Genomic DNA, 25,882 nt, shown 5'->3' on the forward strand with positions numbered 1-25,882 from the left:
ATAGCCCATGCGGTTTGGAAAGAGCGCTTCGATCACAGGTTGAATATTGCTTGTTTTGTTATGTTTAGCTGGCGAAGCTCATGTTCTGTCCGGGGCGACAACAACAAGGCGGGGAACATCCCGTCGACAATAAGCGGCACGCCCACGTGTCCAACATGGAGTAAGATATGAAATTGAAGACCCTATTGATGGGGGCTGTCGCATCGACGGCGCTTGCCCCTATGGCCTTTGCCGAAGCCCATGAGGGCGAGCGGGGCCGCGACGGCGAAGTCAAGATCATCTATTGGCAGGCGCCTTCGATCCTGAACCCCTATCTGTCGAGCGGCACAAAAGACGTGGAAGCCTCCTCGCTGGTTCTCGAACCGCTGGGCCGCTACGACCAGAACGGCGCGCTGGTGCCCTATCTGGCGACCGAGATTCCGACGCTGGAAAACGGCGGCGTGAGCGAAGACCTCAAGACCATCACATGGAAGCTGAAAGACGGGCTGATGTGGTCCGACGGCACCCCCGTCACCGCCAATGACGTCAAGTTCACCGCCGATTACTGCATGAACCCCGAAGGCGGCTGTGCGCAGCTGGCCAAATTCGAAGGTGTCTCCTCGGTTGACGTGGTCGATGACCAGACAGTCAAAGTTACCTTCTCCGAGCCGATGCCGAACCCTTACGGCCCCTTCATGGGCGGCCAATCCCCGATCATTCAGGCGGCACAGTTTGCCGACTGCACCGGCGCCAAAGCGCCTGAGTGCACCGAGGCCAACTTCAACCCCATCGGCACCGGCCCCTTCACCGTCACCGAGTTCCGCCCGAACGACGTGATCACCATGGCCGCGAACGAGAACTACCGCGACCCGAGCAAACCTGCCTTCGCCACGCTGACCTTCAAAGGCGGCGGTGACGCGACAGCGGCGGGCCGTGCCGTGATGGAAACGGGTGAGTTCGACTACGCCTGGAACCTGCAGCTGGCCCCCGATGTCATCGCCAAGATGGCCGAAGGCGGCAAAGGCAAGCCCATGTCGGCATTCGGCACGTTGGTTGAGCGTCTTGAGCTGAACATGACCGATGCCTCGCCAGACCTTCCCGAAGGTGAACGCGCCACAGCTAAACATCCGCACCCGATCCTGAGCGATGAGAAAGTCCGCCGGGCGCTCTCCATGGCGATCGACCGCGAACTGCTGGTCGAGGTCGGCTACGGCCAAGCGGGCCGCGCCACCTGCAACATGGTGCCTGCGCCTGAGCTCTACGCCTCGGACAACACCGACTGTCTGACCCAAGACATCGAAGGCGCCAAGGCGCTATTGGACGAAGCGGGCTGGGTCGACAGCGATGGCGACGGTGTGCGCGAGAAGGACGGCGAGAAACTGTCCCTGCTCTACCAGACCTCGACCAACGCCGTGCGTCAGGATTTCCAAGCGCTGATCAAGGATTGGTGGAGCCAGATCGGTGTTGAAACCGAATTGCGCAACATCGACTCTTCGGTCTTCTTCGGTGGCGACCCCGGTTCGACCGACACGTTCCAGCGTTTCTATGCAGACGTTGAAATGTACGCCAACAACTTCGACGGCACCGACCCGCAAAGCTATCTGGCTCAGCGGACCTGCGCCAAGTTCCCCAGCCCCGAGACACAGTGGCAGGGCGAGAACATCAACCGCTTCTGTAACGAAGAGTATGATGCGATGGTGGCCGAACTGGGCCGCACCGGCGAAATGGAAAAGCGTGGCGAACTGGCCAAAAAGCTGAACGACATGCTGACCAAAGACAGCTACTCGATCCTGCCGCTGGTTGACCGTGGTCGCGTCTCGGCTGCTTCCAACACCCTTGGTGGCGTTGTGCTGAACACATGGGACTCCGAACTGTGGAATGCCGCCGATTGGTACCGCATGGAAGAGTGATCTAGGACGGAGGCGCGGCTGGCCCGCGCCTCCCTTCAACGACCTTCGGGGGTGTGCGTCATCCGCGCGCCCCCGTCTCGCCCCCACCCCCTCACAGACTGACCTACAAAGGCGACGCCCATGTTGACCTTCACCATCCGACGACTTCTTTTGTCGATCCCGACGCTTTTGTTTATCAGCCTGGTGATTTTCCTGCTGCTGCAACTCGCCCCCGGCGACCCGATGGCCCAAGTGCCGCTGACGGTCCCGCCCGAGGTGAAAGAGAAGATGCGCGAGGCGCTTGGCCTCGGCCAGCCGATCTATATCCAATATTGGAAATGGCTTGTGCAGGTCTTTTGGATCGAGCCGCAGGTTTTCATCGACTACCTGACCAACCGCTCTGCCCTGTTTAGCTGGCTGCCCGACACCAACCTGTCGGACGGCAAGCTGCGCGTGATCTCTTGGCAGACCCGTTCGCCCGTGATGGACATCGTGATCCAGCGCATGCCGCAGACCCTCTGGGTCGTGGGGCTGGCCTATATCGTGGGCATCGTCATCGCCATTCCGATCGGCATCTACTCGGCCTACCGGCACTATTCGGTCTTCGATCAGGCCGGGACGTTCATCACCATGATCGGCTTTTCGATCCCGCCCTTCTTCACCGGTCCGCTGCTCATCGTGATCTTCTCGGTCTCTTTGGGCTGGCTGCCGTCGATCTATGATACGACACATGTCGTGAACGATTGGGAGAGCTTCAAGGTGCAGTTCTTCCAGATGATCATGCCGGTGATGGTGCTGGCGCTGCAAACTACGGCGCAGATCAGCCGCTACATGCGCGGTGCCATGCTCGACAACCTCAACCAAGACTACGTGCGCACCGCCCGCGCCAAGGGTCTGAAGGAAAGCGTCGTGGTCATGGTGCATGTGCTGCGCAACTCGATGATCCCGGTGGTCACCGTCATCGCGCTTGGCATGCCCGCGATCTTCGGCGGCGCCATCATCACCGAGAACGTCTTCAAGGTGAACGGCATCGGCCAACTGCTGCTGACCGCGCTACGCGCCAACGACCTGCCGATGGTGATGACCCTAACCTTCATCTTCGCAGTGTTGATCGTGCTGTTCAACCTGATCGCAGATATCCTCTACGGCCTGCTTGACCCAAGGATCCGTTATGACTGAGCAACCCATTCCCGCAAGCCCGGTCGAAGCCGACCTCGAGTTCATGAAGGCCCTGCAAGACAAGGGCCCGCAAAAGCCGCCGCGCAGCCAATGGCGCGATGTTTGGGACCAGTTCCGCAAGCACAAAGGCGCGCTTTTTGGCGGAGGTTTCCTGATCTTCATCACGCTGGCCGTGATCTTTGGCCCCTATCTGTGGGACATTGACGCCAAGAAGCTGGACATCCGCAACAAGAATTGGCGGCCGATCTATACCCTGCTGTGGGATGGCGATGCCAAGGCGGGCTGGGCCCATCCCTTCGGCACCGACCAGTTGGGCCGCGACATCCTTGCGCAGATGCTCTTTGGCGGGCGCGTGTCGATGGCCGTGGGCTGGATGGCAATGGCGCTGGCGCTGATCATCGGCACCGCCGTGGGCGTGCTCTCGGGCTTTTTCAAACGTATGGATTTCTGGCTGATGCGCTTCACGGACCTGATCCTCAGCCTGCCGATCCTGCCTCTGGTCCTGCTCGCCGTGACGCTCTTTGGCCAACCGCTGCGGGCGCAGTTCGGGCCGGAGGGTGGCATGTTCATCCTCATCGTCTCGGTCATCAGCCTGACCTCATGGATGCAGACCGCGCGGATCGTGCGCGGCGATATTCTGGCGCTGAAAGAGCGTGAGTTCATCCTCGCCGCGCGCTCCATCGGCACCACGCCGGGCAAGATCATCCGCCGCCACCTGCTGCCCAACGTGATCTCGCCCATCATGGTCTCGGCGACCTTGGGCCTCGCCACGGCAATCATCACCGAAAGCGCGCTGAGCTTCCTTGGCGTCGGCTTTCCCTCGGACTTCCCCACATGGGGCAAGCAACTGGCCGATGCCGTTGACCGCATGCAGGAGTTCCCCGAGCGGGTGATGCTGCCCGGCATCGCCATCTCGCTGACGGTGCTTGCGGTGAACTACCTCGGCGACGGTCTGCGCGACGCGCTCGACCCGCGCATTCGCGGACGCTGAGCAAAATAAGAACCGACCGGCCCCTGCCCCCTGAGGCGGGGGCCGATTGTTTTGCGCCCCTTGACGCAGGGTGGACAGCGTCGCCCCTTTTCTCATCAATACGGAATTTAATTCACCCCTCTGGGGGTCGGCCCTGTGCGCTTTCACTTGATTGTGACCCGCACCCGCTCCAAATGGGAAATAATTCCGTTTTCGAGGGTTTTCGCGATGTTTGAGTCTTTCGGCTTTGAAGAGACGACAGCAAAAGAGGCGTCCGTTCTGCTGGCGGCCCTCATCGGGCTGGCGTTCGGCGTGCTGGCGCAGCGCACGCGGTTTTGCTTTCGCCGCAGCCTCGTGGGAGAAGACCGGCGCCAAGCGCTTGGCATCTGGCTGACCGCACTGGCGCTGGCCGTGATCGGCACGCAGGCCGCCGTGGCCGCCGGATGGATCAATTTTGACGCGCATCGCTTCATGGCCAGCGACGTGCCGCTTTTGGCGATTGCTGTGGGCGGGCTGCTCTTTGGCGCGGGCATGGTGCTGACACGCGGCTGCATCTCGCGCCTCACGGTGCTGACAGGCGGCGGCAACCTGCGGGCGGCGCTGGTGGTGCTGGTCTTTGCCGTGGTGGCCCATGCGACGCTGAAAGGCGTCTTGGCACCGCTGCGCGTGGCGCTCGGCTCCGTCACCGTAAATATGGGAGAGAACGTGAGCCTCGCCGCCCTGCCCGGCGGTGCGCTGCTCTGGGCTGGTGTGATCGCCGTGGCGGCGCTGGCCTATGCGCTGCGCTCGGGCAACCGTCCGGGGCAATTGGCGATGGCTGCGCTGATCGGACTTTTGGTCCCTGCCGCATGGGTCGGCACCGGGTTCATCCTGCTTGATGAATTCGACCCGATCGCGATGGAAAGCCTCAGCTTCACCTCCCCCTCCGCCGATACGCTGTTCTGGACCATTGCCAGCAGTTCGATCCCCGCGGGCTTTGGCACCGGACTTCTGGGCGGCGTCTTTGTCGGTGCGCTGATTGCCAGCCTTTTCGCGCGGGAGTTCCGGTGGCAGAGCTTTGACGCCCCCCGCCAGACCGGGCGCTACCTGACCGGGGCCGCCATGATGGGCGTGGGCGGGGTGCTGGCCGGGGGCTGCACCTTGGGCGCGGGGCTCTCCGGGGTGCCGACGCTTTCGGTCGCAGCCATCGAGGCCATCGTGATGATCGCTTTGGGCGGCTTGGCCATGCAGGCGCTGCTCAACCGATCTTCCGCCGCAGACGGCGCAGCGTCCACCACACGCCAAGCACAACCGGCAGAGTGACGGCGGCGGTCAGCAGCCCCTTGCTGACCCCCAATGGCCCAGCAAGCGGGTAGAGCAAATAGCCTGCCAGCGACACCGCGTAATAGCTGATCGCCACGACCGACAGCCCCTCTACAGTATGTTGCAGGCGCAGTTGCAGGTCGGCGCGGCGGTCCATACTGGCAAGGATCGCTTGGTTCTGGGCCGAGCGTTCGACATCCACCCGCGTCCGCAAAAGATCCGCTGCCCGCAGTGCCCGCGCGGCGAGGGTGTGCAAGCGCGTCTCGGTCGATTTCACCGTGCGCATCGCGGGCGCATAGCGGCGCATCATGAACTCGCCAAAGCCCTGCCGCCCCAGAAAACGCGCCTCACGCAGGGCCGAGATACGTTCATAGACGATGGCCTCATAGGCCCCCGTGGCGGCGAAACGATAGGCAGTCTCCGCCGTTAGCGCCTCCAGCGCGACCGACACGTCCAAAAGCGCGTGCAGCGTTTCCTCAGCCGCCGTGCCCGCCCCGCTGCGCATCGCTCCCATGAGCGTCGAGAGCTGCCCGTCCAGATCGTTCAACGCCCCGGCCATGTCGCGGGCCTGCATGAACCCCAGCATCGACATCGCCTTATAGGTCTCGATCTCGCAGAGCCGCTGCACGATCCGCCCAATCCGCCGCTGGCCGGTCGTCGCATCGGTGAAAAGCGCGAGGCGCAGATGGCCGGCGGGATCAATCCGAAAGTCACTGGCCACCACCGCCGCCCCGTCCAGCACCTCCGCCACGGCGAGGCTTTCGGGCACGAACCAGTCTTGCAAATGCGCGGCGATCTCATCGTCGGCTTCCGGCTTCGGCAGCACCGCAAGCAGGGCCGAGGTGATCCGCTCCCCCTGCACCTCGGCCAGCCAATCCTCTGGGAAGGCGTCGAAATCCGTGGCGGCGAAGGGCAGGCTCCGCCCTGAGGGGGCGATGACCGTATAGGTGACGAACTCGGTATGCTGCTCCCATTTCAGGGTGAAGCGGCCCATCTCTCCGTAATAATGCGTGGCCGCCGCATCGGCGCTCGGGGCGCCGTAATGGGCCAGCAGCGCGTTCAACTCGGCTTGCGGCACGGCATCGGGCGCGGGTTTCACCGCGAGAAAGGCAACCCGCGAGGGCGCGGCAAGCTGCGGAAACGGGCGCGCGTGCATTTCGCCGGTAAGGGCAAGCCGCTGCGGGTGGTCTTTGATCGGGGCCATGACGGGGTCCGCTGTTGGGTGTATTTCACCGAGAATAGCGCCATTGCCGCCGATGAACAGTGAAAAATCACGCCTTTTCAACGGGTTGATGCATACAGAGGTATACCGCAAGACCATAACGGAAAACGCCCCACCGTTTCCGGCGGGGCGTTCATGGGATGGGCCGGGAATTTTTCAAAAATTCCCGGCCGTTTTCTTTAAAAGAAAACGTTAGTCGATCAGCGGCAGCAGCTTGTCGAGGCTAGCCTTCGCGTCACCGTAGAACATGCGCGTGTTCTCCTTGAAGAACAGCGGGTTCTCAATGCCGGAATAGCCCGTGCCCTGCCCGCGCTTGGAGACGATGACGGTCTTCGCCTTCCAGCATTCCAGCACCGGCATCCCGGCGATGGGGCTGTTGGGATCGTCCTGTGCAGCGGGGTTCACAATGTCGTTGGAGCCGATGACAATGGCGACGTCGGTCTCGGGGAAGTCTTCGTTGATCTCCTCCATCTCCATCACGATGTCATAGGGCACCTTGGCCTCGGCCAGAAGCACGTTCATATGCCCAGGCAGACGGCCCGCCACCGGGTGGATAGCAAAACGCACGTTCTTGCCCTTGGCGCGCAGTTTCTTGACCAGATCGCTGACAGCACCTTGGGCCTGTGCCACCGCCATGCCGTAGCCGGGGATGATGATGACGCTGTCGGCTTCGTTGAGCGCCTGCGCCACACCGTCGGCCTCAATCGCCACCTGCTCACCCTCGACCTCCATCGCGGGGCCAGCGCTGCCGCCGAAGCCGCCGAGGATGACCGAGATGAAGCTGCGGTTCATCGCCTTGCACATGATGTAGCTGAGGATCGCACCCGAGGAGCCGACCAGCGCGCCGACCACGATCAGAAGATCGTTGCCGAGCGAGAAGCCGATCGCCGCCGCGGCCCAGCCGGAGTAGCTGTTCAGCATCGAGACAACCACCGGCATGTCCGCGCCGCCGATGCCCATGATCAGGTGATACCCGATGAAGAGCGCCGCCAGCGTCATGAGGAACAGCGGCAGGAAGCCCCCGGTGTTGAAGTACCAGATCAGGCAGAGCAGCGAGATCACCGCCGCGCCCGCGTTGAGCAGGTGACCACCCGGCAGCTTGGTGGCCGCAGAGCTGACGCGGCCCGCGAGCTTGCCATAGGCGATGACAGAGCCGGTGAAGGTCACCGCACCGATGAAGACGCCGAGAAACAGCTCAACCCGCAGGATCGCGATCTCGACGCTGTCCTTCTTGGCCAGCAGCGCGGCAAAGCCCTCGGTCGCCTTGCGCGCCACATCGTCCATCGCCAGCACGTTGCCCAGTTCGATATGGGCGTTGTAGCCCACGAAGACGGCGGCGAGGCCCACGAGGCTGTGCATCGCCGCGACCAGCTCGGGCATCTGCGTCATCTGCACGCGGGTGGCCAGTTGGTAACCGATGGCCCCGCCCGCGGCGATCAGGATCAGCGAGAGGAGCCACAGCCCCGCCCCCGGCCCGATCAGCGTGGCGATAACCGCCAGCGCCATGCCGGCGATCCCGTACCACACCGCGCGTTTTGCGCTTTCCTGCCCCGACAGACCGCCGAGCGACAGGATGAAGAGAACCGCTGCGACCACATAGGCCGCTGTCGTGAATCCGTATTCCATGATGCTCGCTCCTTCAGGATTTCTGGAACATGGCGAGCATGCGCCGTGTCACGAGGAAGCCGCCGAAAATGTTGATCCCACACATGAAGACCGACAGGGCAGCAAGAAGGATCACCAGCCAAGAGCCCGAGCCGATCTGCATCAGCGCGCCCAGAATGATGATCGAGGAGATCGCGTTGGTCACCGCCATCAGCGGCGTGTGCAGGCTGTGCGCCACGCCCCAGATCACTTGGAAACCGACGAAGACCGCCAGAACGAAGACGATGAAGTGCTGCATGAAGCTGGCGGGGGCCACGAGGCCCACACCCAGCAGCAGTGCCGCACCCACGGCCAGCAGCGTGACCTGGTTCTTGGTCTGCTGCTTGAAGGCCGCCAATTCCTCGGCGCGTTTTTCCTCCGCCGTCTTCTCCTTCGGCTTTTCCTTCTTCGGCGCCGCCGCAATGGCCGCGACCTTGGGCGGTGGCGGCGGGAAGGTCACTTCCTTCTCGTGGGTGATGGTGGCGCCGCGGATGACATCATCTTCCATGTCGTGGTTGATGACCCCGTCCTTCTCGGGCGTGAGGTCCGCCATCAGGTGACGAATGTTGGTGGCGTAAAGCGTCGAGGCCTGCGTCGCCATGCGCGAGGGGAAGTCGGTGTAACCGATGATGGTCACGCCGTTGTCGGTGACGATCTTCTCGTCCATCTTGGTGAGCTTGCAGTTGCCGCCCTTCTCGGCGGCGAGGTCCACGATCACCGAGCCGGGCTTCATCGCCTGCACCATGTCCTCGGTCCAAAGCTCCGGCGCCTCGCGGTTGGGGATCAGCGCCGTGGTAATGACGATGTCCACATCCGGCGCCAACTCGCGGAACTTGGCGAGCTGTGCTTCACGGAATTCGGGAGAGGAAACAGAGGCATAGCCGCCCGAGGCGGAGCCGTCCTGCTGCTCTTCCTCGAAGTCGAGATAGACGAATTCCGCGCCCATCGATTCGACCTGTTCGGCCACTTCGGGGCGCACGTCGAAAGCTAGCGTGATCGCGCCGAGCGAGGTTGACGTGCCGATCGCGGCAAGCCCCGCGACACCCGCGCCGACGACCAGCACCTTGGCCGGGGGCACCTTGCCCGCCGCGGTGATCTGACCGGTGAAGAAACGGCCGAAATTGTTGCCCGCCTCGATCACCGCGCGGTAGCCCGCGATGTTCGCCATCGACGAAAGCGCGTCCATCTTCTGCGCACGGCTGATGCGCGGCACCATGTCCATCGCCATGACGGTCGCGCCCTTCTCGGCAGCGGCCTCCATCAACGCGGTGTTGCCGGCGGGATTGAACATGGAGATCAGCGTCTGGCCTTCGCGCAGGTGCTTGACCTCATCCTCGGAGGGCGGGCGCACCTTGGCGACCACATCGGCAGTCTCGTAAAGCGCGGCGGCGGATTGCACCACCTCGACATCCGCGGCTTCATAGGCGGCATCGTCAAAGCCCGCAGCCGCCCCGGCGCCCCTCTCGATGACGCAGCTATGCCCGAGCTTTTGCAGTTGCAGCGCGCTTTCCGGGGTCATCGCGACCCGGTTCTCGCCCTCAAATATTTCTTTTGGTGTCCCGATCTTCAAACCAAGAGTCCCCCTTTGCTGGCCCGTCGCGCCGCTCTGGCGCAACTTTGTTAGTCAGAGCGATAGCGCGCGCGCAGCAATAGTACAAGCAAACCGCGGGGTGAAACGGTGCAAAATTGCTGCACCGCGACATCGGAAGAACGGTTTGCTGTTTTCGGCGCAGAGATGGAACAGCCGTTCCACCCTGCGCCAATGGCATGGCCCGAGGGCCATGCCGAAGTGTCAAACGACGGCTAAGTCGTGATCAAAGACCGGGGATCAGACGCGCCAAGCCGCGCTGGTCAAAGGTGGTGCCACGATCCGCGCCGAAGTTGATCTCACCGCCCAGACCGACGAAGGGCTCGGACTCGCTGATGCTGCCCACGTCCACCTTGGCAGACCCGACTTCCAAGAACAGATTGGTGGTCGGGGAAACCTCACGATCGAGCCGCATGGCAAAACGCGACAGGTCGTCTCCATCGCTGCCTAGCCGATCATAGGAGCCGCTGATGCCAAAGCCTTCCGCCAGCGCATAACGCGCCTTGATACCGCCAAGCGTGCCGTCACCTGCATCGGTATCGACATGGGCCAGATAGCCTTCGAAGTCCCAATCCAGCATTTCATAGCCTGCTTCGAGACCCAAGATATCCGCATCTCCGCCCAAGGCTTCCTCCCGGGTGTAGAAGGCCCCGAAAGAGGTTGCTTCATCCCAGTGGTAAATGCCGTGCAGGCCCAGCAAATGGCTGTCTTCATCGACAAAGTCGAAGTCGCTGTAACCGGCGTCGAACTGCAAGCTAAGGTTGCGGTTAAAGCCAAGCTCTACCGACCCATCAAGGCCAAGCCGGCTGAAATCGGTGTCGTCCGCGAATGCGGAATAGGAAAGGCCGACCGATCCACCCGTCACTTCGACCGCCTGCGCTGTGGTTGCCCCAAAAGCGAGGGCTGCGGAAAGGGCGAGAACTGAAAATTCTATGTGTTTCATTTTACTGCTCCAATGGTTCTGGCAAGGCCCTGTCATCAGGTTACCCATCCGACCAGTGCGCCAAGGCGGCGAGCGCTGCAATAGTCAGGCGTAAGGCTTCCGCAAATGTGATCGGCGGGCGGCAAGATTTGGCCTATCGCCGTGCCAGCCGCCCCGCACATAACGCCCCGTCATCACAAGCTGCCTATTGTACTGCCGCCCCCTCCGCGCCACCCTGCCCGCAAAGGGGAGGCATTATGACACTAAAAGACAAACACGCATTCATCACCGGCGGCGGCACAGGCATCGGCCTTGCCATCGCGCAGGACTTGGCCGCCAAGGGCGCGAAGGTCACCATCACCGGGCGGCGGCAGGAGGTGCTCGACGCCGTGTCAGGCGATGGCATCAGCGGCATGGCGATCGACGTGCGCGACGAGGCGCAGGTCACCGAGACCATCGCCCGCGTGGTCGAGGCCAATGGCCCGGTGCAAATCTGCGTGGCCAATGCGGGCGTGGCCGAAGGCCGGTCCCTGCATAAAACCGACCTCGATTTCTGGCGTGACATGATGGCGACCAATCTCGACGGGGCCTTTCTCACCATCCGCGAGAGCCTGAAATCCATGCGCCAGACCGATTGGGGCCGGGTCATCGCCGTGTCCTCCATGGCCGGGCTGCGCGGCCTGCCGGGGGCGGCCTGCTACTCGGCCTCGAAACACGGGATGATCGGGCTGATCCGCTCGCTCAGCGAAGATTACATGGGCCAGCCGTTTACCTTCAACGCGCTCTGCCCCGGTTACGTCGATACCGAGATCATCGCGCGCAATACGCAGGCGATCTCCAAACGCGCCGGGCTGTCCGAGGCAAAGGCCCGCGATGTCATGGTTAATGCCAACCGCCACAAACGTCTGATCGCGCCCTCGGAAGTGGCTGCTGCGGCGGCATGGCTGGTTGGCGAAGGCTCCGAAAGCATCAACGGCCAGTCGATCGAAATCGCTGGCGGGCAAATGTAGCGCCGTTAAGGTTGCTTTAACCAAGCTGCGCCAAGCTCAGGGCCATGAGAGACAGCCCTTCACCCCATGGCCCGAACAGCTATTTCTTTACCCTGCGCCTCTCGCGGCGCGATGATGATGCGCTGCTGCGGCATATCACGGCCCTGCGCCAAGCGATGCGTGAGACTTTGGCGCGCAAACCCTTCCGGATCGATGCCATCGCCATCTTGCCAGATGTGCTCCATACGGTCTGGACCCTGCCGCCCGACGATACCGATTACGGCAATCGGATCGGCATGTGGAAGGGGCGGTTTTCCCGCCATCTCCCCCCGGCCCCGCATCGCAGTCTGCGGCAGATCAAACGGGGCGAGAAAGGGATTTGGCAGCGGCGATTCTGGGAGCATCGGATCCGCGACCCCGCGGATTTCGAACGGCATTGCAGTTTGGTGCACCTCAGCCCGGTGCACGCGGGCTATTGTGATCGTCCTGAGGCTTGGCCCTATAGCTCCTATCGCCGCGCCTGCTCAGGTCCGGCAGCGCTTCAGGGCGCAGAGGCGGGGCCGCTAGAGGAGGACGCGGTCTTGGATGATGATGTGACGCCGCTGAACCATGCGGCCCAAGCTGTTGCGCCATTGAGCGGGCTGCACAGTTGAGAGGCGTTGAGATAAGGCACTTGTTGACGGCGCGATCGGGGTCGCGGGGGGCCGACAGAACGACTGCATCGCGATGCAGGTTGCCGCGCCCCGAGAAGCGCGGCGCGCGGTCATCGAGAGTGCAACGCGCGCGCCCTGTGGCCGGCCCTATTGCGCGGCGGTCATCACCGGCATGGCCGATCCATCTGCCGCCCAAGCCCGCACCGCCGCGCCGAAATGTTCGAACAGCGGGCGCGAGACGGGGTCATTGGCCGCGTTCCACTCGGGATGCCACTGCACGGCGAGGGTAAAGCCCGGCGCGTCTTTGATATAGATCGCCTCGGGCGTGCCATCATCCGCGTGCCCGTCGATCACCACGCGCGGGCCGGGTTCCTTGATCCCCTGCCCGTGCAGCGTGTTGGTCAGCACCTTGGACGCGCCCATCACACGGTGGAACACGCCGCCTTCGGTAAAGCTCACGTCATGGCGCAGTTCGAATTTCTCTTCGATGGTGCCATCGGGGGGCATCCGGTGGTTCATTCGCCCCGGCAGATCGCGAATCTCAGGATAGAGCGACCCACCCATGGCGACGTTCACTTCCTGAAACCCGCGGCAAAGGCCGAGGAAGGGTTGGCCCCGCGCCACACAGGCCCGTACCAGCGCCAGCGCGACGGCGTCGCGCGCGCGGTCAAAGGCACCGTGGGCCTCCGTCTCAGGCTCACCATATTCTTCGGGATGCACATTGGGGCGCCCGCCGGTCAGCAGGAAACCGTCGCAGACCTCCAGCAATTCCTCGACCGAGACAAAGCGCGGATCGCTCGGCACGATAAGCGGCAGACAGCCCGAAACCTCGGCAATCGCTTCGGTGTTCATCTGCCCGCCTGCGTGGACGGGGTATTGATCGTTCAGCAGGTAGGAATTGCCAATGATACCAACGACGGGTCGGGCCATGAGTTACCTCTTATTCACCATGGCCCGAACATAGGCGCTTCGCGCCGCGGTCTCAACCTCAGCTCTGCGCCTTCAGCTCCAACCGGCGCGCATGCAGCACTGGTTCGGTATAGCCCGAGGGCTGTTCGCGCCCCTTCAGCACCAGATCGCAGGCGGCCTTAAAGGCCACCCCGTCAAAGCCCGGGGCCATGGGGCGGTAGCTGGGATCGTCGGCGTTTTGACGGTCCACCACGGCTGCCATTTTTTTAAGCGCGGCCTCGACTTCCTCGCGGCTGATGACGCCGTGATGCAGCCAATTCGCCAGCGCTTGGGCCGAGATGCGGCAGGTCGCGCGGTCTTCCATCAGGCCCACATCGTTGATGTCCGGCACTTTGGAGCAGCCGACGCCCTGATCGATCCAGCGGACCACATAGCCCAGAATGCCCTGCGCGTTATTCTCGATCTCGCGGGTGATTTCCTCGGTGCTGAGGTTGCGACCTTCCATCACCGGGATGGTCAGCAGCGCGTCAAGCGTGGCGCGTGCGCCGCCCTCTTTAATCTCCTCCTGCCGCGCCAAGACGTTAACCTTGTGGTAATGGGTGGCGTGCAGGGTAGCCGCGGTGGGCGATGGCACCCATGCGCAATTGGCCCCGGATTGGGGATGGCCGATCTTGGCCTCCAGCATCTCGGCCATACGGTCGGGCATGGCCCACATGCCCTTGCCGATCTGCGCGCGGCCCTGCAAGCCGCAGGCGAGGCCGATATCGACGTTGCGGTCCTCATAGGCGGCGATCCAAGCGCTGTTCTTCATCTCGCCCTTGGGCACCATCGGACCGGCTTCCATACTGGTATGGATCTCGTCCCCCGTACGGTCGAGGAAACCGGTATTGATAAAGGCCACACGGTGTTTGGCTGCACGGATACATTCCATGAGGTTGGCGCTGGTGCGGCGCTCTTCGTCCATGATGCCGAGCTTCACGGTATATTGCGGCAGGCCGAGTGTCTTTTCCACATGGGTAAAAATCTCATCGGCAAAGGCCACTTCCTCGGGCCCGTGCATCTTGGGCTTCACCACATAGACGCTGCCGGTGACCGAGTTGCCGCCCGCGCGTTTGAGATCATGAATGGCGATCAGCGTGGTCACCATGGCATCCATCAGCCCTTCGCCAATCTCGCGCCCTTCGCGGTCGAGTACGGCGGGGTTGGTCATCAGATGGCCGACATTGCGCACCAGCATCAGCGAACGGCCCTTCAGCGTGACCTCCGCCTCCCCATCGGGCGCGGTGTAGCGACGGTCTTCGGCCATACGCCGAGTGACGGTCTCGCCGCCCTTTTCAAATGTTTCCGACAGGTCGCCTTTCATCAGGCCCAACCAGTTGCCATAGGCCAGCACTTTGTCCTCGGCATCCACCGCCGCGACACTGTCTTCACAATCCATGATGGTCGAAAGAGCGGATTCGATGATCACATCCGCAACGCTGGCGGGGTCGTCCTCGCCGATGGCGTGATCGGGGTCGATCCTGATCTCGATATGCAACCCGTTGTTGCGCAAAAGCACCGCGTCGGGCGCCTCTGCCGCGCCCCGGTAGCCCGCAAACTGCGCCGGATCAGCCAAGCCGCAGGGCGCGGCATCCTGCGCCATCACAGCTTCTAGGTGCCCGTCCACAACGCGATACCCCGCCAAATCTGCATGGCTGCCGGCCGAGAGCGGCACGGCGTCATCCAAAAAGGCTTTTGCCCGCGCCACCACCCGCGCGCCGCGCGCGGCGTCATAGCCCTTACCCACCGGCAGATCGCCCAGCGCATCGGTGCCATAGAATGCATCATAAAGGCTGCCCCAGCGCGCATTGGCGGCGTTGAGCGCGAAGCGTGCGTTGGTGATCGGGACCACAAGCTGCGGCCCGGGCACCTGCGCGATTTCGGGGTCTACGTTTTGCGTCTCAATCTGGAACGCCGGCCCTTCGGGCAGAAGATAGCCAATCTCGCGCAGGAAGGCGGTGTAGCTTTCCGCGTCATGGGGCTGGCCTGCGCGCGCGCGATGCCACTCATCAATCTTGGCCTGAATTTCTGCCCGCTTTTCAAGAAGCGCACGGTTCTTCGGCCCGAGGTCATGCACAAGGTCCGACAGCCCCGCCCAAAAGACATCCGCGTCTACACCCGTGCCCGGCAGCGCCGATCCTTCGATGAAGTCGACCAGCGCAGGCTCTACCTGCAAACCGTTCTTGTCAATTCTACCCGTCATTCTCCGCCCTCTCCCGCGCTGGATACCTTGGTGAAAGGTCTAGCAGAAAGGCAAAGCGGCGCAAGCGCGGGCAGGCAGGCGGTAGCGCCGCTAGTCGGCCACCGGCTCCGGGGTGGCGATCGCAGGCTCGGCGTCCGCCGGGGCATCGACGGGCTGAACCTCACCTTCCGGCGAGGGGTCGGTGGCCTGCAACACCGCGTAGACGATGCCGGCAATCATCAAGAGCGCCCCTGCGATGATCGCGGTTTTGATACCGATCAAAGCGGGACGATGACGTTTCTTCTGCGTTTCGGTATCGGTGTCGGGGGCGGACATGGATACACCTCATTGCTCGAAGTTGGGGCAGCTCGGCTTGCAGGCCGCCTTCTGGAGACATAACATTTCCCAGACCAATTACGTTCCCGCGACTGGAGGCCCAATGCGCGACGCCACCCCCCAAACGATCTATCTCAGTGACTACCAGCCCTTCGGCTTTCTGGTGGATGAGGTGGCCCTGACCTTTGACCTCGATCCCCATAAGACGCGGGTTAAAAGCCGCATCGCCTTTCGCCCCAACCCGGCGGCGCAGGAGGCTGACTTTTTCTTGCATGGTGAACAACTCAAGCTTGTCTCTGCGCAGATCGACGGCAAGCCGGTCACCCCGAAGGTGACAGAACGCGGTCTGACCTGCGATGTGCCCGACTGCCCCTTTATCTGGGAGGCCGAGGTTGAGATAGACCCCAAGGGCAACACCGCCCTCGAAGGGCTTTATATGTCGGGCGGCATGTATTGCACCCAATGCGAGGCAGAAGGCTTTCGCAAAATCACCTATTATCCCGACCGCCCCGATGTGATGAGCGTCTTCACCGTGACCATCAACGGCCCGCATCCCGTTCTGCTGTCCAACGGCAATCCCGTGGCGCAGGGGCAGAACCATGCCGAGTGGCATGACCCATGGCCCAAGCCTGCCTATCTTTTCGCGCTGGTGGCGGGCGATCTGGTCGCCCATTCCGACCGTTTCACCACCATGTCGGGCCGCGAGGTCGATCTGAACCTCTATGTCCGCCCCGGCGACGAAGGCAAATGCGCCTTCGGGATGGAGGCGCTCAAAGCCTCGATGAAATGGGACGAAGAGGTTTACGGTCGTGAATACGACCTCGACATCTTCAACATCGTTGCGGTCGATGATTTCAACATGGGCGCGATGGAGAACAAGGGGCTGAACATCTTCAACTCCGCCGCCGTTCTCGCCTCGCCCGAAACCTCGACGGATGATAATTTCGAGCGGATCGAAGCGATCATCGCTCATGAGTATTTCCACAATTGGACCGGCAACCGCATCACTTGTCGCGATTGGTTTCAACTCTGTCTCAAGGAAGGGCTGACCGTCTACCGCGACGCGCAGTTCACCTCCGACATGCGCTCTCCGGCGGTGAAACGCATCGGCGATGTGATCGACCTGCGCGCACGCCAATTCGCCGAGGATCAAGGCCCGTTGGCCCATCCGGTGCGGCCCGAAAGCTTTCAAGAGATCAACAACTTCTACACCGCCACCGTCTATGAGAAGGGCGCCGAGGTGATCGGCATGCTCAAGACCTTGGTGGGCGATGACGCCTATGCCAAAGCGCTGAACCTTTATTTCGAGCGTCACGACGGTGATGCGGCGACGATCGAAGATTGGCTGAAGGTCTTCGAAGACACCACGGGCCGTGATCTGACCCAGTTCGAACGCTGGTATTCGCAGGCGGGCACGCCGCGCCTCTCGGTGGTGGAGGCTTGGGATGCGGGTAAAGGCATCTTCACGCTGACCTTCACACAGCACACCCCGCCCAGCACCGCAACGCCCCAGCCGAAACCGCAGGTTCTGCCGATCACCGTGGGGCTGATCGGCGCGGATGGAGCCGAAGTGGCCCCCTCTCGCGTGTTGGAGATGACCGAGGCCGAACAGAGCTTTACCTTCGACGGGTTGGATGCGCGCCCCGTAGCCTCGGTGCTGCGCGGCTTCTCCGCCCCGGTGGTGCTGGAGCAAGACCGTTCGAAAGAAGAGCGCCTGCTGCTGCTCGCCCATGACAGCGATCCCTTCAACCGGTGGGAGGCCGGGCGCACCTTGGCGCGGCAATCCTTGCTGGCCGTGATCACCGAAGGCAGCGCGCCGGATGACGCATGGCTCGAAGCCCTGCGGGCCGTGTTGGAGGATGAGACCCTTGAGCCTGCCTACCGCGCGTTGATGCTGGGGCTGCCCAGCCATGCCGATCTGGCCAGCACCCTGCATGACGCAGGCAAAACGCCGGATCCGGCGGCGATCCATCAGGCGGTGGAGGCCACCCGCAATGCCATGGCCGAGCGTTTTGCCGCGCTGCTGGGCGATCTTTATGACCGCCACAGGGTCGACGCCCCCTATCAGCCCAATGCGGCGCAAGCGGGCAAACGCGCCTTGACCAATGCAGCACTTGCCCTGCTGACCCGGGTTGAGGGACCGGCGCGCGCGCAGGCGCAGTTCGACGATGCCGACAATATGACCCAACAGCTCAGCGCCCTCGCCGCCCTGCTGCGCGCGGGCCAAGGCGACAAGGCGCTGGCCGCCTTTGAGGCGCTGTGGCGGGAGGACCGTCTGGTGATGGACAAATGGTTCGGGCTGCAAGTCAGCCAAGCCGCGCCGGAAGAGGCGGCCGAAGTGGCGCGCCGGCTTACCGAGCATGCCGATTTCAACTGGAAGAACCCCAACCGCTTCCGCGCGGTCTTTGGCAGCCTTGCCATGCATCACGCAGGGTTCCACCATGAGAGCGGCAAGGGCTACGCCCTGCTGGCCGACTGGCTGATCAAGCTAGACCCGGTCAACCCACAGACAACGGCGCGGATGTGCTCGGCCTTCCAGACATGGCGGCGCTATGACATGGCGCGGCAAGAGATGATTGAGAAGCAGCTCGACCGCATCCTCGCCAGCCCCGACCTCAGCCGGGACACGTCGGAGATGCTCAGCCGCATTCGCGGTGCCTGACGCGCCTGCTCAAACAGAGGGCATGGCGGCCTTCACTTACCGCCGCCGTGCCCGCAGCCGAACGGCCCTGTTGCTGTTGCCCATGATCTGGGCGGCCCTCACGGCGGCGTGGCTCTGGCTCGACGCCTCGGGCTGGATCATCGGGCTGCTGGGGCTTTTTACCCTGCCCGCGCTATGGGAGGTTTTTAGCAATCCGGCCAGCGGCTTGACGCTCGATCAGAACAGCCTGTCGTGGTTCACCGGCAAACGGGATGCGAAAATCGCGCTGGCGCAGGTCGACCGGGTTCGGCTCGATACGCGCCTGGATATGTCCGTGCGCGCCGCGGTCATTCTCCGCACCGGGCGCAAGATCAAACTGCCTTTCGAGGCCACCCCACCGCACCGCGCATTGGAAGCCGCGCTTCAGGCGCGCGGCATCACGACGGAACGGCATCACTTCACGCTGATCCAGTAATCTAGGGACGGCTGCGGGGTCGAGTCGCGTTCAACGGTTTGCAATAGGACTGCCGCCGGAGCCAGCGAGACATATCCGCCCGTTTGGACGCGCTGCGCATCGGCCCCCAATCGGCCCCGACGCCGCGCCGCCCGTTTCCGGCGATCACCCCGTCGCGCGGCACGGTCGTCGCCATGATCCGCACGGCACAACTCAGGTTCGCGGCGCCGTTCTTGAGCGCATCACCGCTGCCGACATTGCATTTGTAGCCCCGCGCGGTGCCCGGCAGGATTTGCAACAACCCGTACCAGCGGCCCCCGCCACCCACGGCCCAAGACCGATAGGTGCTTTCATGTTTTGCCAGCGCCGACATGAAGCCGACCCAAAAAGCGCGGCGCTGGCTGTCGGATGCCGTGGGATAGGCCGGGCACCACTCCGCCACATCGGCGGGCACCATATCCACCAAGGGCTTGCCATGGGATTTCAGCGCCGAGATCGCCGCGCGGGTCCAAAGCGAATGCCCCCGCATATGCTGCCAGCGTGTGCGCGGCAGGTTGCCCGGACGCGCGGGCGGGCGCAGCGTTGTGGTGAAGGGCGCAGTCTCAAGCGCGGGCGGTTCGTCCTCGGCCTCGACCTCATCGGGGAAGGACAAAGACGTGGCGGCGGTCTGCACCACATTATCCACCTCCACCACCGGGGCGGGCTGTTTGGGCAGTTCGGCCCAAATCATGGTGGGGCTGGCGCAGAGCAAGAGGGCAATCATGGCAGGTTTCATGGCGCGTATAAGACCGCCCCAAAACGCGCTTGGCAAGCGCGGCGGGGGCGCGGGGTCGGCAGATTTCCTCTGATCGGGAAACAGCGCCCGCCGCGCCGCCGGATTGTCGCGATGGATCGCACCCGCCTGCCCGACTGCGCTGCAGAATTTTCCCGAAAGCTCCGCACGCCGGACACGGTTCCGCCCCATTGCCCGGTCAAACCTAAATCATCGACAAACAGCAGGCAGGACCGGCCCCGATGAAGAAACTCTCGCATATGATCCCGTCCGCCTTGCAAGGGTTCTTTGCCAAGCCCGCACCGCAAGCGCCCGAGTTCGAGCCGCTGGAAATGCCGCTCCTGCGCCGCCGTGCGCCGCGCGACGCGCTGCTGCGCATTTCCTGCCCCGACCCCACCGCCGAAGAGATGCAGCGCGACCGTCACCAGTACCGCGCGCAATGGCTGGTGCGCCAAGAACGTTGGGAGGAGATGGCAGAGCTTTTGCAGGAGGCCGACGAGAACCGCGAGATGACACCGGGCGCCATGCCGGTGGCCGAGCTGATGGCCTTTGGCGCGCGGGCGGATGTGATTCTCGCCGCGGAACATGCGCTTTACGACGGCAAACCGGCGAGTGACGCGCCCCTCATGGCCGGGATCGAAGCGCTGGAACATGTGCTGGCCGATCACGCCGGGAGCGCCATGATCGCCGCCATCGTAGCGCAGGCGCATATGGACATCGGCTGGGCCTGGCGCGGCACGGGCTGGGACAGCGACGTGCCCGCCCGCAACCATGCGGCCTTCGCCGCGCATTTTGAACGCGCCGAGCAAATCCTCGCGCCATTCGACAAGGACACAGCCGCCTCGCCCCTGCTCGCGGCGACGCACTGTGCCCTGCTTGGGGGAACCGGCGGTGACGCCCGCGCCGTGGCAGACCGCTACGCCCGGCTCATCGACCTGAACCCCGCAAACCCGCGCCCCATGCGGGCCATGGGCAACCACCTTCTGCCGCGGTGGCATGGCTCATATGACCAGTTGGAACTCGAGGCCCGCCGCACCGCCGCGCGGACCCAAGAGACATGGGGCGCGGGCGGCTACACTTGGGTGCAATTCGACGCGATCAGCTGCGATGCGCAGGCCTGTGCCAACCTTGATGTGCCGTTTTTCATCGAAGGGCTGCACGACATCCTCGCCCGCCGCCCCGATCCGCATACCGCCAACCTGCTGGCCGCCTATTGCGCCAGCGCCATCGGTCAGGCCCCAGAGACAGAGGATGCCGCCGGGGCCGTGCGGGCCGAGATTGCCGATTGCGCGCGTTGGATCGTGCGGGATCACATGACCGAACTGCACCCGATGCTCTGGGCCCATGCCGCGCGCGGCTTTGACAACAACCTGCGCGTCCGCTCTGCCCGGCGTTTCGCCGCCTCGGGCCGGGACGAGGCCATGCGCATCATCACCGGCCTGTTCCAACGCGAGATCGAAGCGGGCAAACGGGTCATTTTCACCGAAGGCCGCCGCCAGATTGCCGTGCCGGGCTAAGCCTGCCTCTTGAAGCGCGTGGTGCGCTCCAGTATGACCGGCCAAGTTCCAATTGACCGAAGGCGGCCGCGATGCTTGATCTGAGTTACGACACCCCGAAACCGCGCGTGATTGCCGGTGCCAAACATGACTGGGAACTGGTCATCGGGATGGAGGTGCACGCGCAGGTCGCGTCGAACGCCAAGCTCTTCTCGGGCGCCTCGACCAAGTTCGGCGCCGAGCCCAACAGCAACGTGGCCTTTGTCGATGCCGCGATGCCCGGGATGCTGCCGGTGATCAACGAATATTGCGTCGAACAGGCGGTGCGCACGGGGCTGGGCCTCAAGGCCGAAATCAACCTCAAGTCCGCCTTTGACCGCAAGAACTACTTCTACCCCGACCTGCCGCAGGGCTACCAGATCAGCCAGCTTTATGAGCCCATCGTGGGCGAAGGCGAAGTGCTGGTGGAACTGGGCGACGGCACCGCGCGGCTGGTACGGATCGAGCGCATCCACATGGAGCAGGACGCGGGCAAGTCGATCCACGACATGGACCCGAACATGTCCTTCGTCGACCTGAACCGCACCGGCGTCTGCCTGATGGAGATCGTCTCTCGCCCCGACATTCGCGGGCCGGAGGAGGCCGCCGCCTATCTCGCCAAACTGCGCCAGATCATGCGCTACCTTGGCACCTGCAACGGCGACATGCAGTCGGGCGCGATGCGCGCGGACGTCAACGTCTCGGTCTGCCGTGTGGGTCAGTATGAGAAGTATCAGGAAACGCAGGACTTCTCGCATCTCGGCACCCGCTGCGAGATCAAGAACATGAACTCCATGCGTTTTATCCAGCAGGCCATCGAAGTCGAAGCCAAACGCCAGATCGCGATTGTCGAAGCCGGTGGCGAGGTGGTGCAGGAAACCCGCCTTTTCGACCCCGACAAGCAGGAAACACGCTCCATGCGCTCCAAAGAAGAGGCGCATGACTACCGCTATTTCCCAGATCCCGACCTGCTGCCGCTGGAAATCGAACAGGCATGGGTGGACGACATCAAGGCCAACCTGCCGGAACTGCCGGACGAAAAGAAATCCCGTTTCATCAATGACTTCGGCCTGTCGGACTATGACGCCTCTGTGCTGACCGCCGATCTCGACAGCGCGGGCTATTTCGAAGCCGTGGCGAAGGGCCGCGACGGCAAGATGGCCGCGAACTGGGTCATCAACGAACTCTTCGGGCGTCTGAAGAAAGACGACAAGGGCATCACCGAAAGCCCGGTCACCCCGGCGCAATTGGGCAGCATTGTCGATCTGATCGCCTCGGATGCGATTTCCGGCAAGATCGCCAAGGAAGTCTTTGAAATCGCCTATACAACCGGGCGCGAGCCGGAAGAGATCGTGGAGACCGAGGGCCTCAAGCAGGTGACCGATACCGGCGCCATTGAGACGGCAGTGGACGAGATCATCGCCGCCAACCCCGCGCAGGTCGAAAAGGCCCAGCAGAACCCGAAGCTCGCGGGCTGGTTCGTCGGTCAGGTGATGAAGGCCACGGGCGGCAAAGCCAACCCCAAGGCCGTCAACGAAATCGTGTCGCGCAAGCTCGCCCAGCAATGAGCGACACCCCGGCCCCCTTCCGTTCGGGCGAGATGACGGTTCTCCCCGAATGGATCGACTTCAACGGCCATTTGAACATGGCCTATTACAACGTCCTGTTCGATCAGGGCGTTGACCAAGCCTATAGCGAAATCGGTCTGGGGCCGGAGTATCAACGCACGGGTTGCACCACCTATGTGGCTGAATTCCACGTCTGCTACCTGCGCGAACTGCATAAGGGTGACCGCGTCTATACCACCTTCCAATTGCTCGACCATGACGAGAAGCGGTTTCACAGCTTTCAGGAGCTGTGGCACGTCGACGGCTGGCTTGCCGCCACCGCCGAGGGGCTGACGCTGCATGTGGACCAGTCCGGCCCGCGTGTGGCCCCCATGCCGGAGCACATCCTGACCCGTCTTGACGCGATGCGGCAAAACCATGCCAAACTGCCCAAACCGGCGCAGGCCGGTCGCAGCATCGGCATCCGCCGCAAATCCGTCTGAAACTCACCTGACGCGGCTCATGTCGCCAACCCAGCCGAGGCCCCTATGCGCTACGAATACAAGATCCTTCCCGCCCCCAGCAAAGGGCAGAAAGCCAAAGGTCTGAAGGCCCCCGAAGCGCGTTTCGCCAAAACCTTGGAAGAATGCCTCAACGAACAGGCCGCCGAGGGCTGGGAATACCAGCGGGCCGAGACCTTGCCTTCGCAAGAGCGTTCGGGTCTGACCTCGACCACCACGGAATGGCGCAATGTGCTCGTGTTCCGCCGCTTGGCGACTGCTGCGGGTCCGCAGGAGGATGGCGATCTGCTGCCGCCCGCCACTGCTGCCGCAACGCCCGCCTTGGCCGCCACGATCGAAGGCGAAGATACCGCGCTTCAGGCCGATGCGCCCGCCTCCATCACGCCCGAGGATGACGCGCCCGCGAAAGAGGACCCCGCCAAAGCGGCGACGCCGCCTGCGTTTCTGTCCGGCCCCTCAGCGGATGAAGCTTCGCCGCAAGGCAGCGACGAAGACGACGATAAAACAAAGCCCTAAACGCGGCGCTTATTCGTCCAGGTCAAGCGCCAGCGCGTGAATGCGCCCCATCAGGTCCGGCCCCAACGCGCTGTGCACCGCCCGGTGCCGCGCCAGCCGGTTCTGGCCCTTGAAACGCTCTGACCGGATGCGCACGTTAAAGTGGCTTTCGCCCCCCTCCTGAAATCCGGCATGACCGCGATGGCTTTCGCTGTCATCCACCACCTCCAGTTCACGCGGCGCAAAAGCGGCTTCCAGCCGATCCGAAATCTCTTGTGTTGTGGACATGTTTTTACCCCCGGCCCCCTTCAATCCTGCGACGCAGGGTATATGGTGACCGGCCTGAGTCGGAAAGGTCTATCCACATGCCAAAACCTGATCCCTTCGGATTCGACATGTCCGTGTCGTCCTCCAAAAAGAAAAACCCCCGCGGCCGCCGCGGCATGTCCGGTGCGTCGGAAACCTCGACCCGGATTTGCGACCACGAAGGCTGCGACGAGCCGGGCAAGTTCCGCGCGCCCAAAGCGCCCGATGTGCTGGATGACTACTTCTGGTTCTGCCAGAAACATGTGCGCGAATATAACGCGAAGTGGAGCTTTTTCGACGGTACCACAGAGGCCGAGTTGAACGCGCAGATGTCCAAGGACAAGGTCTGGGAGCGCAGCACCAAACCACTGGGCGACCCCGAGCAGCGCGCATGGGCGCGTCTTGGCATCGAAGACCCCCATCAGGTGCTGGGCAAGAACGCAACCCAGAACCCCGGCAAGGGCCAGCAAGCGGGCCGCCGCCTGCCGCCCACCGAACGCCGCGCGATCGAGATTCTCGAGGCCAAGGACACTTGGACAAAGCCCGAGGTCCGCAAAGCCTACAAAGCGCTGATCAAGGTGCTGCACCCCGATATGAACGGCGGTGACCGCAGTCAGGAAGAGCAGTTGCAACTGGTCGTCTGGGCATGGGACCAGATCAAAGGCAGCCGCAACTTCAAGGACTGATCCCGCGACCGGACCAGCGGCCGGTTGCGGATAATGCCAGTTGCCCCCTTCCCCTTGCGGATATGCACGATATGTTGCACCAGATACGCGCGCGGCCCCGACCGCGCGCCTAAGGAAAAGGATGACGAGCGATGGCCGACGGTGCACTGGAACATGACATGAAACCCACCGAAGAGGTCTCGGTGCGCGATGTCTTTGGCATCGACACCGATATGGTCGTCAAGGGTTTCCCGCAGCGCACCTCTCGCGTGCCGGACATCGACAGCACCTATAAGTTCGACCCTGACACCACGCTGGCGATCCTCGCAGGCTTTAGCCACAACCGCCGCGTCATGATTCAAGGCTATCACGGCACGGGCAAATCGACCCATATCGAACAGGTCGCCGCCCTGCTGAACTGGCCCACCGTGCGCGTCAACCTCGACAGCCACATCAGCCGGATCGACCTCATCGGCAAAGACGCGATCAAGCTGCGCGACGGCAAACAGGTCACCGAATTCCACGAAGGCATCCTGCCTTGGGCGCTGCGCAACCCGACCGCGATTGTCTTCGACGAATACGACGCGGGCCGCGCCGATGTGATGTTCGTGATCCAGCGCGTGCTGGAGCATGACGGCAAGCTCACGCTGATGGATCAGAACGAGATCATCACCCCGCACCCCTATTTCCGCCTCTTCGCCACGGCCAACACCGTGGGCTTGGGCGACACCACCGGGCTTTACCACGGCACACAGCAGATCAACCAAGCGCAGATGGACCGTTGGAGCCTTGTCGCCACGTTGAACTACCTCAGCATCGACGCCGAGACCGCCATCGTGCTGGCCAAGAACCCACATTACAACACCGAGAAGGGCCGCAAGACCCTCAAGCAGATGGTCACCGTGGCCGACCTCACCCGCACCGCCTTCATGAACGGCGAGCTGTCGACCGTGATGAGCCCGCGCACCGTGATCGCTTGGGCGCAGAACGCCGAGATCTTCCGCAATGTGGGCTATGCCTTCCGGCTGTCCTTTCTCAACAAATGCGATGAGCTGGAGCGTCAGACCGTGGCCGAGTTCTATCAGCGTTTGTTCGACGAGGAACTGCCCGAAAGCGCGGCCAGCCTGAGCTTGGGCTAAGCCG

23 protein-coding genes are annotated in these 25,882 nt (G+C 63.1%); 14 read left to right on the forward strand and 9 right to left on the reverse strand.

The genetic code is table 11. The annotated features are described in order from the left end of the window. The first annotated feature begins 167 nt into the window (after positions 1-167). The 4 genes from ACGYLO_RS04220 to ACGYLO_RS04235 all read left to right on the forward strand — a co-directional run bounded on the left by ACGYLO_RS04220 (position 168) and on the right by ACGYLO_RS04235 (position 5,319). Positions 168-1,889 (forward strand): peptide ABC transporter substrate-binding protein, encoded by a 1,722-nt coding sequence (locus tag ACGYLO_RS04220; RefSeq protein ID WP_168612027.1) that lies wholly within the window; start codon positions 168-170, stop codon positions 1,887-1,889. A gap of 120 nt (positions 1,890-2,009) precedes the next feature. Next, complete coding sequence (locus ACGYLO_RS04225; protein WP_271687693.1) at positions 2,010-3,047, forward strand: ABC transporter permease; 1,038 nt, start codon at positions 2,010-2,012, stop codon at positions 3,045-3,047. After that, positions 3,040-4,038 (forward strand): ABC transporter permease, encoded by a 999-nt coding sequence (locus tag ACGYLO_RS04230; RefSeq protein ID WP_067263326.1) that lies wholly within the window; start codon positions 3,040-3,042, stop codon positions 4,036-4,038. The genes ACGYLO_RS04225 and ACGYLO_RS04230 overlap by 8 nt, the downstream gene beginning before the upstream one ends. A gap of 207 nt (positions 4,039-4,245) precedes the next feature. Then, positions 4,246-5,319, forward strand: a complete 1,074-nt coding sequence (locus tag ACGYLO_RS04235) for a YeeE/YedE family protein (protein WP_271687694.1) — start codon at positions 4,246-4,248, stop codon at positions 5,317-5,319. Here the strand turns inward: ACGYLO_RS04235 and ACGYLO_RS04240 are convergent. From ACGYLO_RS04240 to ACGYLO_RS04255, 4 genes are all read right to left on the reverse strand, one after another. Then, positions 5,255-6,523: a DUF3422 family protein gene (locus ACGYLO_RS04240; protein ID WP_271687695.1), complete on the reverse strand. Its 1,269-nt coding sequence runs from the start codon at positions 6,521-6,523 to the stop codon at positions 5,255-5,257. The two genes, ACGYLO_RS04235 and ACGYLO_RS04240, sit on opposite strands and share 65 nt — an antisense overlap. A gap of 210 nt (positions 6,524-6,733) precedes the next feature. Then, positions 6,734-8,167, reverse strand: a complete 1,434-nt coding sequence (locus ACGYLO_RS04245) for an NAD(P)(+) transhydrogenase (Re/Si-specific) subunit beta (RefSeq protein WP_271687696.1) — start codon at positions 8,165-8,167, stop codon at positions 6,734-6,736. A gap of 13 nt (positions 8,168-8,180) precedes the next feature. Continuing rightward, positions 8,181-9,755: a Re/Si-specific NAD(P)(+) transhydrogenase subunit alpha gene (locus ACGYLO_RS04250; protein ID WP_271687697.1), complete on the reverse strand. Its 1,575-nt coding sequence runs from the start codon at positions 9,753-9,755 to the stop codon at positions 8,181-8,183. Between the two features lie 244 nt (positions 9,756-9,999). After that, a complete protein-coding gene (locus tag ACGYLO_RS04255) occupies positions 10,000-10,716 on the reverse strand; it encodes a porin family protein (protein ID WP_168612021.1) in 717 nt (238 codons plus the stop codon). 236 nt (positions 10,717-10,952) lie between these two features. Between ACGYLO_RS04255 and ACGYLO_RS04260 the strand changes: the two genes are divergently transcribed. Further along, positions 10,953-11,705 (forward strand): SDR family NAD(P)-dependent oxidoreductase, encoded by a 753-nt coding sequence (locus ACGYLO_RS04260; protein ID WP_271687698.1) that lies wholly within the window; start codon positions 10,953-10,955, stop codon positions 11,703-11,705. A 44-nt stretch (positions 11,706-11,749) separates the two neighbouring features. Next, positions 11,750-12,337 (forward strand): transposase, encoded by a 588-nt coding sequence (locus ACGYLO_RS04265; protein ID WP_271687699.1) that lies wholly within the window; start codon positions 11,750-11,752, stop codon positions 12,335-12,337. A gap of 147 nt (positions 12,338-12,484) precedes the next feature. Here ACGYLO_RS04265 and ACGYLO_RS04270 read toward each other — a convergent pair whose 3' ends face one another. The 3 genes from ACGYLO_RS04270 to ACGYLO_RS04280 form a co-directional block, all read right to left on the reverse strand. Continuing rightward, on the reverse strand, positions 12,485-13,267 hold the full coding sequence (locus tag ACGYLO_RS04270; protein ID WP_168612018.1) for a gamma-glutamyl-gamma-aminobutyrate hydrolase family protein: 783 nt from the start codon (positions 13,265-13,267) through the stop codon (positions 12,485-12,487). Positions 13,268-13,325: 58 nt separating this feature from the next. After that, a complete protein-coding gene (locus ACGYLO_RS04275; protein WP_394376357.1) occupies positions 13,326-15,488 on the reverse strand; it encodes a malate synthase G in 2,163 nt (720 codons plus the stop codon). A gap of 90 nt (positions 15,489-15,578) precedes the next feature. Then, positions 15,579-15,803, reverse strand: a complete 225-nt coding sequence (locus ACGYLO_RS04280; protein WP_271687701.1) for a hypothetical protein — start codon at positions 15,801-15,803, stop codon at positions 15,579-15,581. Between the two features lie 103 nt (positions 15,804-15,906). Here ACGYLO_RS04280 and pepN point away from each other — a divergent pair, with 103 nt between their 5' ends. Next, positions 15,907-18,465 carry an aminopeptidase N gene (gene pepN / locus ACGYLO_RS04285; RefSeq protein ID WP_271687702.1) on the forward strand — a complete coding sequence of 853 codons (2,559 nt, stop codon included), beginning with the start codon at positions 15,907-15,909 and terminating at the stop codon, positions 18,463-18,465. Positions 18,466-18,487: 22 nt separating this feature from the next. Beyond that, positions 18,488-18,919, forward strand: a complete 432-nt coding sequence (locus ACGYLO_RS04290) for a hypothetical protein (RefSeq protein ID WP_271687703.1) — start codon at positions 18,488-18,490, stop codon at positions 18,917-18,919. A 1-nt stretch (position 18,920) separates the two neighbouring features. Here ACGYLO_RS04290 and ACGYLO_RS04295 read toward each other — a convergent pair whose 3' ends face one another. Continuing rightward, complete coding sequence (locus ACGYLO_RS04295) at positions 18,921-19,661, reverse strand: transglycosylase SLT domain-containing protein (RefSeq protein ID WP_231886321.1); 741 nt, start codon at positions 19,659-19,661, stop codon at positions 18,921-18,923. A 251-nt stretch (positions 19,662-19,912) separates the two neighbouring features. On the opposite strand from ACGYLO_RS04295, the gene ACGYLO_RS04300 reads away from it, so the two are divergent. The 4 genes from ACGYLO_RS04300 (at position 19,913) to ACGYLO_RS04315 (ending at position 23,789) form a co-directional block, all read left to right on the forward strand. Continuing rightward, positions 19,913-21,187 (forward strand): hypothetical protein, encoded by a 1,275-nt coding sequence (locus ACGYLO_RS04300; protein WP_271687705.1) that lies wholly within the window; start codon positions 19,913-19,915, stop codon positions 21,185-21,187. A 71-nt stretch (positions 21,188-21,258) separates the two neighbouring features. Then, positions 21,259-22,773: an Asp-tRNA(Asn)/Glu-tRNA(Gln) amidotransferase subunit GatB gene (gatB, locus tag ACGYLO_RS04305; protein WP_168612013.1), complete on the forward strand. Its 1,515-nt coding sequence runs from the start codon at positions 21,259-21,261 to the stop codon at positions 22,771-22,773. After that, the gene (locus tag ACGYLO_RS04310; protein WP_271687707.1) at positions 22,770-23,255 is read left to right on the forward strand and encodes a thioesterase family protein; all 486 of its coding nucleotides are present in this window, start codon (positions 22,770-22,772) and stop codon (positions 23,253-23,255) included. Before gatB ends, ACGYLO_RS04310 begins: the two co-directional genes overlap by 4 nt. A gap of 45 nt (positions 23,256-23,300) precedes the next feature. Next, positions 23,301-23,789 (forward strand): DUF4177 domain-containing protein, encoded by a 489-nt coding sequence (locus ACGYLO_RS04315; protein ID WP_271687708.1) that lies wholly within the window; start codon positions 23,301-23,303, stop codon positions 23,787-23,789. A 9-nt stretch (positions 23,790-23,798) separates the two neighbouring features. On the opposite strand, the gene ACGYLO_RS04320 is transcribed toward ACGYLO_RS04315, so the two are convergent. Beyond that, the gene (locus ACGYLO_RS04320) at positions 23,799-24,056 is read right to left on the reverse strand and encodes a BolA family transcriptional regulator (RefSeq protein ID WP_067263286.1); all 258 of its coding nucleotides are present in this window, start codon (positions 24,054-24,056) and stop codon (positions 23,799-23,801) included. A gap of 77 nt (positions 24,057-24,133) precedes the next feature. Between ACGYLO_RS04320 and ACGYLO_RS04325 the strand changes: the two genes are divergently transcribed. Together ACGYLO_RS04325 and cobS are read left to right on the forward strand one after the other, a co-directional pair. Beyond that, positions 24,134-24,760, forward strand: a complete 627-nt coding sequence (locus ACGYLO_RS04325) for a J domain-containing protein (RefSeq protein ID WP_271687710.1) — start codon at positions 24,134-24,136, stop codon at positions 24,758-24,760. 131 nt (positions 24,761-24,891) lie between these two features. Beyond that, positions 24,892-25,878, forward strand: coding sequence for a cobaltochelatase subunit CobS (gene cobS / locus ACGYLO_RS04330; RefSeq protein ID WP_067263280.1), 987 nt, complete (start codon positions 24,892-24,894; stop codon positions 25,876-25,878). Positions 25,879-25,882 lie beyond the last annotated feature (4 nt).

Source organism: Sulfitobacter sp. 1A13353, assembly GCF_043557255.1.
Classification (GTDB): domain Bacteria; phylum Pseudomonadota; class Alphaproteobacteria; order Rhodobacterales; family Rhodobacteraceae; genus Sulfitobacter; species Sulfitobacter faviae.

Coding starts and splice junctions, on each gene's coding strand:
- ACGYLO_RS04220 (WP_168612027.1), top strand. CDS start 168: ATGAAATTGAAGACCCTATTGATGGGGGCTGTCGCATCGACGGCGCTT.
- ACGYLO_RS04225 (WP_271687693.1), top strand. CDS start 2,010: ATGTTGACCTTCACCATCCGACGACTTCTTTTGTCGATCCCGACGCTT.
- ACGYLO_RS04230 (WP_067263326.1), top strand. CDS start 3,040: ATGACTGAGCAACCCATTCCCGCAAGCCCGGTCGAAGCCGACCTCGAG.
- ACGYLO_RS04235 (WP_271687694.1), top strand. CDS start 4,246: ATGTTTGAGTCTTTCGGCTTTGAAGAGACGACAGCAAAAGAGGCGTCC.
- ACGYLO_RS04240 (WP_271687695.1), bottom strand. CDS start 6,523: ATGGCCCCGATCAAAGACCACCCGCAGCGGCTTGCCCTTACCGGCGAA.
- ACGYLO_RS04245 (WP_271687696.1), bottom strand. CDS start 8,167: ATGGAATACGGATTCACGACAGCGGCCTATGTGGTCGCAGCGGTTCTC.
- ACGYLO_RS04255 (WP_168612021.1), bottom strand. CDS start 10,716: ATGAAACACATAGAATTTTCAGTTCTCGCCCTTTCCGCAGCCCTCGCT.
- ACGYLO_RS04260 (WP_271687698.1), top strand. CDS start 10,953: ATGACACTAAAAGACAAACACGCATTCATCACCGGCGGCGGCACAGGC.
- ACGYLO_RS04265 (WP_271687699.1), top strand. CDS start 11,750: ATGAGAGACAGCCCTTCACCCCATGGCCCGAACAGCTATTTCTTTACC.
- ACGYLO_RS04270 (WP_168612018.1), bottom strand. CDS start 13,267: ATGGCCCGACCCGTCGTTGGTATCATTGGCAATTCCTACCTGCTGAAC.
- ACGYLO_RS04275 (WP_394376357.1), bottom strand. CDS start 15,488: ATGACGGGTAGAATTGACAAGAACGGTTTGCAGGTAGAGCCTGCGCTG.
- ACGYLO_RS04280 (WP_271687701.1), bottom strand. CDS start 15,803: ATGTCCGCCCCCGACACCGATACCGAAACGCAGAAGAAACGTCATCGT.
- pepN (WP_271687702.1), top strand. CDS start 15,907: ATGCGCGACGCCACCCCCCAAACGATCTATCTCAGTGACTACCAGCCC.
- ACGYLO_RS04290 (WP_271687703.1), top strand. CDS start 18,488: ATGGCGGCCTTCACTTACCGCCGCCGTGCCCGCAGCCGAACGGCCCTG.
- ACGYLO_RS04295 (WP_231886321.1), bottom strand. CDS start 19,661: ATGATTGCCCTCTTGCTCTGCGCCAGCCCCACCATGATTTGGGCCGAA.
- ACGYLO_RS04300 (WP_271687705.1), top strand. CDS start 19,913: ATGAAGAAACTCTCGCATATGATCCCGTCCGCCTTGCAAGGGTTCTTT.
- gatB (WP_168612013.1), top strand. CDS start 21,259: ATGCTTGATCTGAGTTACGACACCCCGAAACCGCGCGTGATTGCCGGT.
- ACGYLO_RS04310 (WP_271687707.1), top strand. CDS start 22,770: ATGAGCGACACCCCGGCCCCCTTCCGTTCGGGCGAGATGACGGTTCTC.
- ACGYLO_RS04315 (WP_271687708.1), top strand. CDS start 23,301: ATGCGCTACGAATACAAGATCCTTCCCGCCCCCAGCAAAGGGCAGAAA.
- ACGYLO_RS04320 (WP_067263286.1), bottom strand. CDS start 24,056: ATGTCCACAACACAAGAGATTTCGGATCGGCTGGAAGCCGCTTTTGCG.
- ACGYLO_RS04325 (WP_271687710.1), top strand. CDS start 24,134: ATGCCAAAACCTGATCCCTTCGGATTCGACATGTCCGTGTCGTCCTCC.
- cobS (WP_067263280.1), top strand. CDS start 24,892: ATGGCCGACGGTGCACTGGAACATGACATGAAACCCACCGAAGAGGTC.